Origin of the sequence: Candidatus Palauibacter sp. (assembly GCF_965208055.1) — a bacterium.
Taxonomy (GTDB): domain Bacteria; phylum Gemmatimonadota; class Gemmatimonadetes; order Palauibacterales; family Palauibacteraceae; genus Palauibacter.
In genome coordinates, this window is sequence record NZ_CBDBNY010000004.1 from 3,273,393 (window position 1) to 3,285,474 (window position 12,082).

At 61.8% G+C, this 12,082-nt stretch carries 21 protein-coding genes; 8 read left to right on the plus strand and 13 right to left on the minus strand.

Translation table 11 applies throughout. The features are described 5' to 3' along the window. Nucleotides 1-247 precede the first annotated feature (247 nt). Nucleotides 248-538, minus strand: a complete 291-nt coding sequence (locus ACOGXI_RS14420; RefSeq protein WP_419939516.1) for a hypothetical protein — start codon at nucleotides 536-538, stop codon at nucleotides 248-250. After that, complete coding sequence (locus ACOGXI_RS14425; protein WP_419939517.1) at nucleotides 539-721, minus strand: hypothetical protein; 183 nt, start codon at nucleotides 719-721, stop codon at nucleotides 539-541. A gap of 547 nt (nucleotides 722-1,268) precedes the next feature. Between ACOGXI_RS14425 and ACOGXI_RS14430 the strand changes: the two genes are divergently transcribed. Both ACOGXI_RS14430 and ACOGXI_RS14435 read left to right on the plus strand, forming a co-directional pair. Beyond that, on the plus strand, nucleotides 1,269-1,547 hold the full coding sequence (locus tag ACOGXI_RS14430; protein WP_419939518.1) for a transposase: 279 nt from the start codon (nucleotides 1,269-1,271) through the stop codon (nucleotides 1,545-1,547). Between the two features lie 2 nt (nucleotides 1,548-1,549). Beyond that, nucleotides 1,550-2,446: an integrase core domain-containing protein gene (locus ACOGXI_RS14435; RefSeq protein WP_419939519.1), complete on the plus strand. Its 897-nt coding sequence runs from the start codon at nucleotides 1,550-1,552 to the stop codon at nucleotides 2,444-2,446. On the opposite strand, the gene ACOGXI_RS14440 is transcribed toward ACOGXI_RS14435, so the two are convergent. Beyond that, nucleotides 2,431-3,300, minus strand: a complete 870-nt coding sequence (locus tag ACOGXI_RS14440) for an IS1595 family transposase (RefSeq protein WP_419939520.1) — start codon at nucleotides 3,298-3,300, stop codon at nucleotides 2,431-2,433. The two genes, ACOGXI_RS14435 and ACOGXI_RS14440, sit on opposite strands and share 16 nt — an antisense overlap. 185 nt (nucleotides 3,301-3,485) lie before the next feature. On the opposite strand from ACOGXI_RS14440, the gene ACOGXI_RS14445 reads away from it, so the two are divergent. Next, the gene (locus ACOGXI_RS14445; RefSeq protein ID WP_419939521.1) at nucleotides 3,486-5,096 is read left to right on the plus strand and encodes an AAA family ATPase; all 1,611 of its coding nucleotides are present in this window, start codon (nucleotides 3,486-3,488) and stop codon (nucleotides 5,094-5,096) included. Between the two features lie 145 nt (nucleotides 5,097-5,241). Here the strand turns inward: ACOGXI_RS14445 and ACOGXI_RS14450 are convergent, their stop codons facing one another. From ACOGXI_RS14450 to ACOGXI_RS14460, 3 genes are all read right to left on the minus strand, one after another. Continuing rightward, nucleotides 5,242-5,481, minus strand: coding sequence for a hypothetical protein (locus ACOGXI_RS14450; RefSeq protein ID WP_419939522.1), 240 nt, complete (start codon nucleotides 5,479-5,481; stop codon nucleotides 5,242-5,244). 80 nt (nucleotides 5,482-5,561) lie between these two features. Beyond that, a complete protein-coding gene (locus tag ACOGXI_RS14455) occupies nucleotides 5,562-5,882 on the minus strand; it encodes a HigA family addiction module antitoxin (protein WP_419939523.1) in 321 nt (106 codons plus the stop codon). Between the two features lie 18 nt (nucleotides 5,883-5,900). Continuing rightward, a complete protein-coding gene (locus tag ACOGXI_RS14460) occupies nucleotides 5,901-6,092 on the minus strand; it encodes a type II toxin-antitoxin system RelE/ParE family toxin (RefSeq protein WP_419939524.1) in 192 nt (63 codons plus the stop codon). Between the two features lie 82 nt (nucleotides 6,093-6,174). Here ACOGXI_RS14460 and ACOGXI_RS14465 point away from each other — a divergent pair, with 82 nt between their 5' ends. Then, the gene (locus ACOGXI_RS14465) at nucleotides 6,175-6,465 is read left to right on the plus strand and encodes a hypothetical protein (protein WP_419939525.1); all 291 of its coding nucleotides are present in this window, start codon (nucleotides 6,175-6,177) and stop codon (nucleotides 6,463-6,465) included. 23 nt (nucleotides 6,466-6,488) lie between these two features. Here the strand turns inward: ACOGXI_RS14465 and ACOGXI_RS14470 are convergent, their stop codons facing one another. The 3 genes from ACOGXI_RS14470 to ACOGXI_RS14480 form a co-directional block, all read right to left on the minus strand. Continuing rightward, entirely contained in the window at nucleotides 6,489-6,917 is a 429-nt protein-coding gene (locus ACOGXI_RS14470; RefSeq protein WP_419939526.1) for a type II toxin-antitoxin system HicB family antitoxin, read from the minus strand. 103 nt (nucleotides 6,918-7,020) lie between these two features. Continuing rightward, a complete protein-coding gene (locus ACOGXI_RS14475; RefSeq protein WP_419939527.1) occupies nucleotides 7,021-7,464 on the minus strand; it encodes a hypothetical protein in 444 nt (147 codons plus the stop codon). A 41-nt stretch (nucleotides 7,465-7,505) separates the two neighbouring features. After that, on the minus strand, nucleotides 7,506-7,745 hold the full coding sequence (locus ACOGXI_RS14480; protein ID WP_419940213.1) for a type II toxin-antitoxin system antitoxin, RelB/DinJ family: 240 nt from the start codon (nucleotides 7,743-7,745) through the stop codon (nucleotides 7,506-7,508). 53 nt (nucleotides 7,746-7,798) lie between these two features. On the opposite strand from ACOGXI_RS14480, the gene ACOGXI_RS14485 reads away from it, so the two are divergent. Beyond that, nucleotides 7,799-8,947, plus strand: a complete 1,149-nt coding sequence (locus ACOGXI_RS14485; RefSeq protein ID WP_419939528.1) for a hypothetical protein — start codon at nucleotides 7,799-7,801, stop codon at nucleotides 8,945-8,947. Between the two features lie 47 nt (nucleotides 8,948-8,994). Beyond that, entirely contained in the window at nucleotides 8,995-9,207 is a 213-nt protein-coding gene (locus tag ACOGXI_RS14490) for a Rieske 2Fe-2S domain-containing protein (protein ID WP_419940214.1), read from the plus strand. A 262-nt stretch (nucleotides 9,208-9,469) separates the two neighbouring features. On the opposite strand, the gene ACOGXI_RS14495 is transcribed toward ACOGXI_RS14490, so the two are convergent. The 3 genes from ACOGXI_RS14495 to ACOGXI_RS14505 all read right to left on the minus strand — a co-directional run bounded on the left by ACOGXI_RS14495 (nucleotide 9,470) and on the right by ACOGXI_RS14505 (nucleotide 10,320). After that, nucleotides 9,470-9,670, minus strand: a complete 201-nt coding sequence (locus ACOGXI_RS14495; RefSeq protein WP_419939529.1) for a type II toxin-antitoxin system HicA family toxin — start codon at nucleotides 9,668-9,670, stop codon at nucleotides 9,470-9,472. Further along, a complete protein-coding gene (locus ACOGXI_RS14500; RefSeq protein ID WP_419939530.1) occupies nucleotides 9,667-9,870 on the minus strand; it encodes a type II toxin-antitoxin system HicB family antitoxin in 204 nt (67 codons plus the stop codon). Before ACOGXI_RS14500 ends, ACOGXI_RS14495 begins: the two co-directional genes overlap by 4 nt. Before the next feature lie 198 nt (nucleotides 9,871-10,068). Next, complete coding sequence (locus tag ACOGXI_RS14505; protein ID WP_419939531.1) at nucleotides 10,069-10,320, minus strand: helix-turn-helix transcriptional regulator; 252 nt, start codon at nucleotides 10,318-10,320, stop codon at nucleotides 10,069-10,071. 229 nt (nucleotides 10,321-10,549) lie between these two features. On the opposite strand from ACOGXI_RS14505, the gene ACOGXI_RS14510 reads away from it, so the two are divergent. Both ACOGXI_RS14510 and ACOGXI_RS14515 read left to right on the plus strand, forming a co-directional pair. Then, nucleotides 10,550-10,831 (plus strand): AbrB/MazE/SpoVT family DNA-binding domain-containing protein, encoded by a 282-nt coding sequence (locus ACOGXI_RS14510; RefSeq protein ID WP_419940215.1) that lies wholly within the window; start codon nucleotides 10,550-10,552, stop codon nucleotides 10,829-10,831. Continuing rightward, nucleotides 10,828-11,259 (plus strand): PIN domain-containing protein, encoded by a 432-nt coding sequence (locus tag ACOGXI_RS14515; RefSeq protein ID WP_419939532.1) that lies wholly within the window; start codon nucleotides 10,828-10,830, stop codon nucleotides 11,257-11,259. The genes ACOGXI_RS14510 and ACOGXI_RS14515 overlap by 4 nt, the downstream gene beginning before the upstream one ends. A 27-nt stretch (nucleotides 11,260-11,286) precedes the next feature. Here ACOGXI_RS14515 and ACOGXI_RS14520 read toward each other — a convergent pair whose 3' ends face one another. Beyond that, entirely contained in the window at nucleotides 11,287-11,985 is a 699-nt protein-coding gene (locus ACOGXI_RS14520) for a hypothetical protein (RefSeq protein ID WP_419939533.1), read from the minus strand. Between the last annotated feature and the right edge of the window lie 97 nt (nucleotides 11,986-12,082).

A 12,082-nucleotide genomic window follows, 5' to 3' on the forward strand; every position in this document is an offset into this window, starting at 1 on the left:
CTGCAAGCACACGCGCCGCCTCACGAGTAAGCCTCAACCAATGCTGTTGGTTTCCCGGTCGTGGTGACTCGTCCGCTGATATGAGAATATCTACATGGCTATCGTCGTCACCTGTACTTGAAGAACCAACGATGACATATACACTCTCCAGCTTGGTGAAAGAATCCTGCATCAACGTAGCGCTTACCACATGATCGCTAGACATATTTCTTACTCCTTTTCAAAGGGAATTATACGCTTGTCTAGATCACCCATCCTGTACATCATCTTCAGGCTTGTTCCACATAGCGGCTGCAACACCGGGACCGACAAGCATACCGAACCAGCTTGAAGACACATCGGCTGCTAAAACCAACATCCCCAACACAAACAAGACGACAACACCCTGCCATCTCCAATAGTTACCAATCAGCGCTGATGCGAGAGCAAGTGATCCGCCTGTCACCAAACCGCCCCACGGCGCTATACCGAATCCGTAAAGTACAAAGCCGACAACAACACCTCCCAACGCCAACACAACATTGAACTCTGGTCTCATCTAGATATCTTCCAACTCGTCACGTCGCGCCTCGATGATCGCCGCCACCTTCGGATTCTTCGGGCGCATGAGCGCCAGCGCCACGTCCGACATCCATGCCGTACCGTAACGCGGGTTCACCGCCTGCACGTCGAACGGCTCCGGTTGTTCCTTCAACACCAACTTCACCTTGCGTTTGTCCATGCTCTCGTTACTCACCGTTTGTCTTTCTCCACCACCCGTTGATAGCCATCGAGCGACGAGATGCCTTTGTATACCTGAAGCGTCTTACCGTGTGTCAATCCCGCGCAATTCTTGTATTCCTCCTCCGTATCAAACAGAATGTACCCACTCTCATCGAACAACGCGGCGGGAAACCGAGTCAAATGACCATACCAGTTTCTAACACCGTCGTACGTTTTGCTATACCTTGGCTGCTTCGCTCCCACTCCCCATTTGTCGTTCAAATACTTTGCTTTGTTCCGCCTACTCATCGTCCGATTCTCCTCGATCCGCCGTCATAGCGTCGAACAGGACTTCACACCTCCGCTGCGCTCAGTAACTGGCCACATCCGCCCGGCTCACAAGATCGCGGTACAGCAGCCGCTTGCCAACCAGCCCCGCCACCACGTCGCGCATCTGGTCCAGCGGGATATGACCCCCAGATCCTGGACACCCCACCATTGTGACGTTTGACCTCCGGGCGCGGTGCTGCGCAGGGTAGAACCTGGCAGACCGGAAGGAGGTCGACATGGCGCGGCGGCGGTACACGCCCAAGCTGAAGGCGCAGGTGGTGCTGGAGGTCCTGGGTGGCGAGAAGACGCCCGGGCAGGTGGCCAAGGCGTACGGGGTGCACCCGAACTCGGTACAGCTCTGGAGGCGGCGGTTCGTGGACCGGGCGCCGGAGGTCTTCGCCCGGGAGACGACGGTGAAGGAGTACGAGCGCCGGATCCGGGATCTGGAGCAGCTGTTGGGCAAGAAGGAGGTGGAGATCGCCCTCTTAAAAAACTTCTTGGGCCGGAGCGACTGAGCGTGGTGGAGAAGGCGGCGCTCGTCTCCGGAACGTATGAGGCGTACGGACTGGGGCCGTCGCTGCGGGCGGTGGAGCTGGCGCGCTCGACGTGGTACCACCACACGCGGACGAGAGTGCCGTACGCGGAGAAATACGCGCACCTGGAGGCGCCGCTCAAGGCGATCGCCGAGGCGCACCCGGAGTACGGGTACCGGCGGACCGCCGCCGAACTCCGGGAGACGTACGGCCACCGGGTGAACCGGAAGGTCGTGGCGCGGCTGCACCGGCTGTGGGATCTGCCCTTAAGGCGCACGGTTACGCGGCCGAAGCCGAGCGCGGTCCGGCGGGCCATAGACGCGGCGGGGCCGCGGGCGAACCTGTTGTCGGGACGACCGAAGGCGGAGATGGGGCCGCTGGAGGTCTTCCACACGGACTTCACCGAGCTCGTCCACGCCGGCGGGACGAGAAAGGCGTGGCTGATCCCCATTCTCGATCACGCGACGAAGTACGTGCCGGGCTTCGCGGTCGGGGCGTCGGCCGACTCCGGCCTGGCGCTCTCGGCCTGGACGGCGGCGGAGCGGACCCTGGCCAGCCTTCGGAACTCGCCGGACGGGATCATCGTCCACCAGGACCGGGACCCGGTGTTCACCGGCTATGCGTGGACCGGCCGGCTGCTGTCGGCGGGCGCGCGGCTCTCCTACGCGCTGCGCGGACCGAGGGACAACCCGGAGATGGAGAGTTTCTTCGGCCGGTTCAAGGTGGAGAACCGGTCGCTGATCCTCGACGCCGGCTCGCTCGAGGAACTCGCGGCCGTCGTCCGGGACCGGATCAATTACTACAATCGGGTGCGTCGTCACTCCTCCCTCGGAGACCGGCCACCCCTGACCATCATCCAGGACTTCTACCGCGAGGGTTGAGCAGCACAATAAACCCGGAGATCGGGTGTCCAACTTTTGGGGGTCACTTCAAGCGTGTCCATGTCCCTGACGTTGTGACGGCCAGCGTACTCGTTCACGTACCGGTGCAAATGCTTCGGGCTCATGTGATGGTAGACGCCGTGGTAGCCGCGCTTCAGCATGCTCCAGAACGACTCCACGCCGTTCGTGTGCGCCTGACCCCGCACGTACTCCTTCACGCTGTGCTTCACCGTCTCGTGGTTCTCAAGACTCACGTACACACTGGAATCGTCGGTGTAAACCTTCGTGTCGCCGTCCTTGCGGTGCGACTCGACGAACGGGACCAGCGTAGCGGCGTCCGTCCGCTCTACCACCCTTGCGCGAACCCGGTTGGTCGCCCGGTCCTTCACGCCCACCACAGCCGTCTTGCCCACAGGTCCGCGACCGGCGTTCAACTTCTTGCTGGCGTGCTTGTTCTTCTCCAGCCCGCCCATGTACGTCTCGTCCACTTCGACCGGGCCGTCGAACCGCTCAGGCGCGTAGCCCCACGCCTCGCGGATGCGGTGAAGCATGAACCATGCAGTCGGCTGGCTCACGCCAAGGTCGCGATGCAGCTTCATGCTCGATACGCCCTTCAGGTTCGTCAGGCACATGTAGATCGCGAACGCCCACTTCCGGTAACTGATCTTCGAGCCCTCAAGCGCCGTGCCCATCTTGGCCGAGAAGTAGCGCCTGCAATCGCGGCACCGATACGGCATCTTCTGGTTTTTCACGGCGTACGTGTCCACCCCGCCGCAGCGGGTGCAACAGCGCTCGCCGTTCGGCCAGATCAGCGACTCGAACCACTTCCGCGATGTCTCCTCGTCGGGGAACATGCTGGCCAACTCCAGCAGCGTGATCCCTTCCCGATGCGCCTTCCCCGGCGCGTTGTAGTGCCCGTTTGACTTCCTTGCCTTCCGCATCGTACCTTCGTTTCGCTCCCTCATTTAGCGTTGTGTAGTCGGGTCTGTCCCGGCCACGCCTTCAAATTCGCGAAACACTAACGAAACGCAATAGGCAAATGCGCATACAGAGATTGCACCTGACCGACTACAAACGCTTCACCGATCTCACCGTTGGCGATATCCCAAGCTCCGCACGCCTCGTAGTCTTGGTAGGGCCAAATGGTTCTGGCAAATCTTCTCTTTTTGATGCTTTTCTTCTCAAGGTTCGTAATGCCCGTAGCAATTACGTAATGGACACGCCCAACGCAGAGTACTATCTTAAAGATCGTTCAGTTCACAAGTCCGTCGCACCATCTGACACGCGCTCGCTGGCAAATCGCGTACAGATCACTTTCCATTCGACTCAACCTCCTTCACACCAATTAGGGACAATCTTCAATATCCGTTCTCCTTATCGCCATGAAGCTGATTTTCAACTTACACAGTTAGGGAAACTTGCACCTTCCTCCGATAGCGTTCGATTCCCACGGATCATCGACGCAGATGCTGCCGTCTCCGAGAACTATGCACGCTTGGCGTGGAAGCGCATGGCTGATCTTGACAATAAGGCCCCCGGCAATATGACATTTGCCAAGTATCGTCGTGAATCTCTACTAGAGTTACAACAGGCAATGAGTATACTCTTTCATGATCCTCCTCTCACTTTGCAGGATTTCGGCGGCATAACTGAAGCGGGCGTCTTCCGGTTCACGAAAGGTGCAGCAGTTAACTTTCATTACAAGAATCTGTCTGGCGGCGAGAAAGCGGCGTTTGATCTCCTGCTTGATCTCTTCGTGAAACGCGAGGAATTCACCGATGCGATTTTCTGTGTCGATGAGCCAGAAGCGCACATCGCCACGCCATTACATGGGGCACTATTGGAAGCCATGTGTCAAATGATACCAGAAGAATCGCAATTATGGATCGCTACCCACTCCATCGGGTTCATTCGTAGGGCGTATAAAATGAGCGACGAATCGGATACGGTAACCTTCTTGGATTTCTCGGGACATGACTTCGATAAGACAGTCACCATTAAACCTCGCATTCCAAGTAAATCCTTTTGGCGGAGGACGTATGATGTGACTCTCGATGATCTGGCCGATCTCATCGCGCCACGGCACATCGTGCTATGCGAAGGGAACCCCAGTCGCCCGATAGATGGATTTGATGCGACCTGTTACAATGGCATTTTTAGCGGCACGCACCCGGACACATTGTTCGTGTCGAGCGGTAGCGCCACAGAGGTTGTCAACAAGGAGCACATGATAGCCACGCTCGGAGCAATCGCAAGAGGTGTGACTGTGTGGCGTCTCGTTGATCGAGATGAGATGACCGACACTGCAAGAGAGCAGCAACTTACGGACGATGTGCGAGTACTCCGGCGACGAGAAATCGAGAACTATCTGTACGATGAGTCAGTACTACGGACGTTCTTGCAACTGAATGACAAGTTGGAGTACGTCGAGTCAATACTAGAACGACGCGGCGAACTGCTTAACGGTCAATCGTCAATTACCGGAGACATGAAGCTGATAACGCAACGATTGTTCCAATACATCAAGAGTCAAACGAAGCTTGACAATCTTGGTAATAATAGAACGGAATTTGCGATACAGTTTCTAGTACCTGCTTTACGCGACACTCAATCCGTATTCGATGAACTTGCGGAAGATATATTTCCGTAATCAGATCACCGGCTCCAAGGAGAATTGCGGGCAAGAACGAGAAACCAGAGAGATGTCAGAAGAGATTTGTCGTATGGCTCAATGTGCTGTGATTCAGAACTACTGTGAGAAGGTGAGTCTGTAGGAGGGACATCGGGAATAGAAGTCATGAGCCCTTTACACCTTTCTTTGTAATCCCCTTCGGAAGCCTCAGCAGCGTGTCCAGGTCAAAACCCGAGGCGGCCTCCCGGATCGCATATGGAAGACCCCATGCGATGTCGGCTTTCGTTTGCCGGTCCGCGATGCACGCCAGCACGAACGCGTGCGGATAACGCTCAAGGTCGTTCACGAGGGCGCGCGCGTTTATCCTCCATGTCGATGCCGCTGACGCCGCGCTTCCGCTCAAGCGACTCCGCCGCGAACCGCGTCAGAAGTGAGGTGATATCGTCTACCGGCCGGTTTGCCGTCATCGACACACCATTGACGCTACCGCAGCACCGGGTCGGGGGCACTACGGTCCTCGCGCCATCCGCGTGCCCTTCGCGCCTGCGCAAGCTCATAGCTCGCCTGCATCCGCATCCAGTGATCGGCCGTGCCCCAGCCGAGAGCCTCCAACGCGAGCGCCATGTTCGCCGAGATTCCCGCCTTCCCGTGCAGTAGGCGCGACAGAGTCCCCCGCTCGCACCCCAGTCGCGAGGCCGTCTCGGTCACGTTCCAGCCGACTTCGACCATGCTCTCGCGGATCAGTTCGCCCAGGTGCGGGGGGTTCAGCATCGGACGCACGCGCTCACCGCCTGTGCCGTTCATAACCTTTCTCCCATCCCGTTAGTGGTAGTCGACCAGGTCCACATCCACAGCTTCCCCGTCCTCGAAGCGGAACACCACGCGCCAGTTGCCCGACACCCGCACCCTCCATTGGCCCGCGCGATCGCCCTTCAAGGGATGCAGCCGGAAACCGGGGGAGTCCACACTCCCTGGATGCGTCGCTTCTTGCAGCCGAAAGAGAATGCGCCGCAAACGGCAGTTACACGACAGGGGTTACCAGGTCGGGTCCCAGCTAGGAACTTGCCCGTGGCAGGCCGATGGCCTACAACTCGGCATGAGCACGACGCGCCTGAGAATTGATCCGGACGATCCTGGAAGCCTGCCCGAGGGGAGGGTCGATCACGCGGTGCTGGACGGCACCACCGAGGCGGATCTTGTCTCACAGCAGCGTGACGATGACGCCGAAGCGATGAGGGACGTCGCGCGGCGTGCCCGCCCCAAGGTGCCGAACGCCGAGACCCGAAGGGCCATGGCCGAGGCGGATGAGATGATGAGGCGGGGAACGGCTCGATTCACCAACGCGGAAGAGATGTTCGCGGAGCTTGACGAAGCCGGCGGCCAGTAGGCGGCCCCGCCCGGCCGCTCTCCCTAAACGGCCGCGTCCTCCGCGACGAGCCGCCGCCCCACCTTCGCGAGTGCTCTTTCGATCTGTCCGATGTGTGAGCGGTGATTCGGGTTCAGAAGCTTCCGAACCGCTCCCTCGCTCAGGCCCAGGCGCCGCGCCAGACCGACCTTCGTAAGCCCCTGCTCCCGCATGGCGGTGTTGAGAGCGAGCTTCGCCGCAACGACCAGCGGAACCGCGACCATCTCGTGCTCGCCCACCACGGTCTCCGGCACCGGAATATCCTCGCGACACTGCATGTACGAACCGAGCGCCACGGCCAGGGCGTCCTCGGCCATGGCCAGGGCTTCGTCCCGGTCGTCGCCGCATGTCAGCGCCTCCGGCACATTCGGGAAGGACACCGAGTAGCCGCCGTTCTTCTCGGGCGTCAGCTCACAAGGATAAACGTACCGCATCAGAAGTCCTCCTCACGGATTCCCAGTTGCTTCAACATGCCCCAAAGCGTGCCCGGAGTTCCCCACGCTGTGACGGCCCTGCGGCGTTGGCCCCACCCGGGCGCTACCCGGCGAATTCGTACACGAGGTCGTCGCCGGACACGCCCGTGATTAGAAGCACGACCGTGCCGGCGCCCGGTCCGTAGAACTCCTGATAGCGCGTCCTGACCAGGGCGAGGTCGAAGTCGATGGACTCCGTGATCCACGCCTCGCAGGCATCGCCGTTCGCCTCGTGAGCGAGCAGGGCCCGGAGTTGCACGGGATCAGACTCCAGGAACGTGCTCGAGATCACCAGCGTGAAGTCGTGCCTCTCGCAGCCGCCGCCGTACGAGACCTCGAGGGTCAGTTCGTGTCCGTCGACGGCGGCCGAGTTCACGACGTAGGGGTCGTCTCCGCGGTTGCGGCCGTCCTCGACCACGACGTTGCGTTCGGGGGCACCTGGAGCGACCGGCGATTCACGGCAGCCGGACGCGCCGAACAGGCCGAGCAGAAGCCCGATCGAGGCCACGCCCCTCGCGGTGGAAACCGAGGAACCGGGCCATCCGGATGTCACTGATCGCCGGCCGCTCGATCGTCCGCACGCAGATCGTTGAAGAGGTCCTCTACGTTGGCGAACTGCGGGAGGTCGCCCCGGCGGGCTTCCCGCATCGCTTCAATGGTGTCGTCGTTGGGAACCAGCGGCGCGAACGGCAGCGCTTTCATGTCGAGCATCCGTGTTTCGGGTTGACGTACGATACCATGCAGTCTCGCAGGCTGGCCGGCCACGCGCGAGGCGTCTACGATGATGATAGCCCGACCCCCCAAACGAGAACCTCCTGGGACTGCGCTCGGCCATGAGACTCATGCACGCCGCAATCGGACTGTCGATTGGGATCTCGCTTCTCGGCTCTGAGCTTCACGCGCAGGAGCCCGACCACCGCCTGCACCAGTATCACTACGGAGAAATCTCCATTCCGCCCGCGTCGGAGGATGAACCGATGGCGGAGAATCTGTCCATCGAGCGGGCGGTCACCTACTTGGAAGGTGGAGCCAGGGCCTGGGCAAACAACCGCGGCTGCGTCTCGTGTCACACCACGGGTTGGTACGGGATCCTTCGTCCTCAACTCGCCGAGAGCCTGGGTCGGCCCGATGCAGCCTTCCGGGCCTTTCTCGAACAGCGTCTCCAGGAGAGGCTCGCCAAGGGTCCCGCAGAGCTCCAGCAGGGAGTGGACCCCGCAGAAGTCGTGCATCTGGCCGCGTCTCTGGCATCCTGGGATGCGTACGTGGACCAGCGGCTGTCTCCCGAAACCGAACAAGCTCTTCAGCTCATGTTCAGCCTTCAGCGCGACGACGGGGCCTGGCACTCGCCGGACACATGGCCGCCGTTCGAGTCCGACGCGTTTCAGCTCGCGACCGTTGCGGCCATGGGCGTGGGCCTCGCTCCGGGATGGCTCGAGCAGGCGACCTCTCCGGAGGTGCAGAGGCAGATCGCGAGTCTGCGAGAATACCTGCAGCGGGTTCCTCCTCCCCATGACTACGCTCGCGTGGCCTTGCTCTGGGCGGACCCGTATCTGCCTGGCGTGATCAGCGCCGACAGGAAGCAGGACATCGTCAGGATGATTCTGGACCGCCAGCGTCCGGACGGGGGCTGGTCGATTCGCTCTTTCGCCCAGCCCGAGGAGTGGGGCAGGGGCAACCGCGCGGAACGCCTGCGAGGCGAGGCGGACTTCGGCGAGCCCGCGAGCGATGGCCACCAAACCGGTTTGGCGGTTGTAGTGCTGTCGTCCGCGGGGGTGCCGCCCACGCACCCCGCCGTGCAGCGAGGCGTCGAGTGGCTCCGGCGGAACCAGAGAGAATCGGGCCGCTGGTGGACGAAGTCACTCAATACGGAGACCTGGCACTTCATCACGTATACGGGGACGCTCTACCCGGTGATGGCTCTCACGGTGACGAGTTCTCTGGCGAGTCCCTCGTCCGAGGAGCTTCGGGGGAACCGCGTGGGCGGCCAATGAGCTCCTGACTCGCCGCTCGAAGCGCCGGGAGCCGCAATACTCCGACGATCTGCGTCTCGTTCTGCCCTCACCTGGGCGCGCACCTCGCGGGCGGCCGTGTCTGCAAGGATCGCATCGAGTGTCCCTTTCACGGCTGGCACCGCTTGACCAGCAGGTCGCCTTTCATTGGTTCGCCGAGCGCAGCGTGCCGCGACTTCTGGTGCGGTGTGCCGTCGGAGGCTGGGTCTCCCAGTGGCGCAACGATGTCGACGGGCCGGTGATGCGTCTGCGGGACTGGTACCGACAGTACTTTCCCCCCAGCCGGGAGGCGTCGCGGGACTACCCGAGGAGGCAATCGCCGTGAACGACCGCGAGGGTTAGAGGCCAAGTGCCGAATGGGAGCCCAGACGCACCAGACGCAGGATGTCGGTCCCGGACTTTCTGATAAATCATCAGCAGGTCCGGCTGTAGGTGGCAGTCGCGGAAATCCCGGGGGATGCCCACTCCCGCTACAACGCGCTGGCTCCGTCAATGCGCCTATCGCTACGACTCATCGATTTCGGCAATCTTCATCAAGTGTCTTTGCAAGCCTCGCTTGAGGTCGGCGTTGCCGTGGACGGGGACTGAGATTCGGGCGGCAACGCCCTCCTTCGAATAGATATGATGACTGCCCCTGACTCGCCTCAACTGCCATCCATGGGCCTCGATCAGTCTGCAAAAATCTTTTCCGCTGAGAGTCTTCACACCGCAATCTCGACAACCCTGTCCGTATCCGAGACGGGGATGTCGAGCAAGTCCACGGACAGGCAACCCTCAACCGCCTCGCGGATGTTTCGCAGCAGCTCGTCGAACGACTCGCCCTGGGATACGCATCCCGCGATGGCCGGTACTTCCGCCCAGTAGCCGCCTTCCTCCGCCCGATGAACGACGATCTTGAGTTTCATGAGACCTCCACCTAATCCCGGTCTTGTCCAAGGTTTGCCGCAGCGGCAAACCAACGTAATACCTTCGAGCGCACTCGGTAGTCAGATAAGCGCCGTCCCGCAACGTGCCGGGCGGCGAAACCGGACGTTCACGCCGTTTGGATGCGTCTACTCATTCTACCAACCCGTAGGGTGCCGGTTTCGTGTCCGGCGTTACGATCACGGCAGCCGTTGCTCCCGCTCCTCTCGTATCCATCGGACGATCTGGTCGGTCTCGACGGCGGGCAATCGCGCTCGCAGTGCGTCCATCCGGGCGGCGGCGTCCCGTTCAACCGTGATCTCGCCGGCGTGACCGCGCGCCTGCCGTGTAACGCCCAGGCCCTCGGCCGCCCGCGTCACGGTCAGACCCAGCGGCTCGAGGCACTGCCGCCTCACGATGCCGCCCGGATGCGGCGGGTCGTGCATGGCCATGGTTGGTCCTCCCCTTCAGTGATCGTCCACGTAGTCCACATCGGCCGCCGCCCCATCTTCGAACCGCAAGGTCACCCGCCAGTTGCCGGACTCAACCGTAGAGCGTCGCCTGTCAAGTGACAACTTGCGGCCCGCTGGCGGAGCGACTGGCGGGTCGCCGTCAGCTGAGCAGCACGTTTGCCCGAGCAAGATCTTGATCGATGGCGCCATAAATGGCATCATTAGTACCATGGAAACTACCATCGATAAAGCGGGCCGCCTGGTTTTGCCCAAGGCGGTTCGGGAGGCGAGCCGGTTACGCCCCGGAACCCGCGTCCGATTCCGGGTCCGGGACGGCCGCGTCGAGATCGAACCCGTCCCGCTGGACGTCTCGCTTGAACGGCATGGTTCCGCCGTGGTCGCGGTGCCGCGAGAGGGACGGTCCGTCCTGACGGCGGCGGAGGTCGAGGAGACGACCGCCGGCCTCCGCTCCGGCGCACCCTCGTCGGGCGGGACCCAAGGGGCCGGGTGACCCGTTACCTCTGCGACACAAGCGCCCTCGTCGCGACCGTTTGCTCATGGCATGAACACCACGCGCGAACCCGCGCCGCGATCGAGCGACGCGAGCGGGGAGGCGAAGAGCTTGTTCTTGCCGCTCATTCGCTGGCGGAAACGTACGCGGTCCTCACCCGGCTACCCGGACCGAATCGCCTGCGATCCGGGGACGCCCTCGCGCTGCTGGAGGCCAACTGGGGCGACACCCCGGTTGTGCACCTCACGGCGGCCGAGACCTGGCGCACGCTGCGCAGAGCACAGCGAAGCGGAGTGATCGGCGGACAGACGTACGACATGCTCATCGCGACTAGTGCGCTGAAGGCTCGCGCCTCGACGATTATCACCTGGAACGTGCGCCATTTCGCCTCGGTGGCACGCGAGATCGGCATCGAGGCGCCGGCCTGACGATCGCATCGGCGGATGCTGACTGCGTCAGTTGTCGACCGCCAGATTGATCTTGTGCACGATCTCGCCGTCTCTCCGCACCAGCAGTCCCTGAAACTCCTCCGCAAGGCCCGTCCGCCCGTGTCCGGCGGGCGCGCTGCCAAGAAAGATCCTGTTCGCTCCGGTGCCCACCGTGACGCCGTTCAGGCCGTCGTCGTCCAGGGTCAGCAAGAGACCCTCCTGGATCCGATCCGTGTCGAGGCCCAGACTGACGCGATAGCGGCCGTCCATCGGCAGCAGACCGTACCCCGTCCGCTCGAAGCCCTCGTGGTCGTTGATCACCATGCCCGTGCTCGGCGCGAGACGCCTGCCGATGTTCGGATCGGGCACCGGATCCCCGACGACGAGGCGATCGAACCCGTCCTCACTGAGGATGAGCATCCCGGTGGTCTCGTGGATGTAGTCCTGGTAGTAGCCCATGTAGGCGTCCGGAAACCGGGGTCCCCATACCTCGCGCACGCGGGCTTCATCGGTGCGAACGCGGTTGACGGCCTCCGGGACCGGCGCGCCGATGAGGATTCTCTCGCGCCCGGCCTCGTCCTCGATGATCAGCCCGCGTGTTCTGATCACATCATCCGAAGCCGTCCCGCTCCTGATGAACAGCACGCCGAGCGCGACGGTCATCAACGCAGAATAGACCTGCAACCAGCGAATCGTACGCTTCAATCGGTCGGCGCTCCTACTCACGGAATCCTCCTTCATGCGGCGGATTGGTCCCCCCGGCTGCTCACACGCTCTGTGACAGAGGAACGTTCGACGAGGGTTGTCAGCGGCATCGAGGGGC

What these genes read in the sequence shown, in the direction of transcription:
- ACOGXI_RS14420 (WP_419939516.1), bottom strand. Translation starts at nt 538, where the DNA reads ATGAGACCAGAGTTCAATGTTGTGTTGGCGTTGGGAGGTGTTGTTGTC.
- ACOGXI_RS14425 (WP_419939517.1), bottom strand. Translation starts at nt 721, where the DNA reads ATGGACAAACGCAAGGTGAAGTTGGTGTTGAAGGAACAACCGGAGCCG.
- ACOGXI_RS14430 (WP_419939518.1), top strand. Translation starts at nt 1,269, where the DNA reads ATGGCGCGGCGGCGGTACACGCCCAAGCTGAAGGCGCAGGTGGTGCTG.
- ACOGXI_RS14440 (WP_419939520.1), bottom strand. Translation starts at nt 3,300, where the DNA reads ATGTTCCCCGACGAGGAGACATCGCGGAAGTGGTTCGAGTCGCTGATC.
- ACOGXI_RS14445 (WP_419939521.1), top strand. Translation starts at nt 3,486, where the DNA reads ATGCGCATACAGAGATTGCACCTGACCGACTACAAACGCTTCACCGAT.
- ACOGXI_RS14455 (WP_419939523.1), bottom strand. Translation starts at nt 5,882, where the DNA reads ATGAACGGCACAGGCGGTGAGCGCGTGCGTCCGATGCTGAACCCCCCG.
- ACOGXI_RS14465 (WP_419939525.1), top strand. Translation starts at nt 6,175, where the DNA reads ATGAGCACGACGCGCCTGAGAATTGATCCGGACGATCCTGGAAGCCTG.
- ACOGXI_RS14470 (WP_419939526.1), bottom strand. Translation starts at nt 6,917, where the DNA reads ATGCGGTACGTTTATCCTTGTGAGCTGACGCCCGAGAAGAACGGCGGC.
- ACOGXI_RS14485 (WP_419939528.1), top strand. Translation starts at nt 7,799, where the DNA reads ATGCACGCCGCAATCGGACTGTCGATTGGGATCTCGCTTCTCGGCTCT.
- ACOGXI_RS14500 (WP_419939530.1), bottom strand. Translation starts at nt 9,870, where the DNA reads ATGAAACTCAAGATCGTCGTTCATCGGGCGGAGGAAGGCGGCTACTGG.
- ACOGXI_RS14505 (WP_419939531.1), bottom strand. Translation starts at nt 10,320, where the DNA reads ATGGCCATGCACGACCCGCCGCATCCGGGCGGCATCGTGAGGCGGCAG.
- ACOGXI_RS14510 (WP_419940215.1), top strand. Translation starts at nt 10,550, where the DNA reads ATGGAAACTACCATCGATAAAGCGGGCCGCCTGGTTTTGCCCAAGGCG.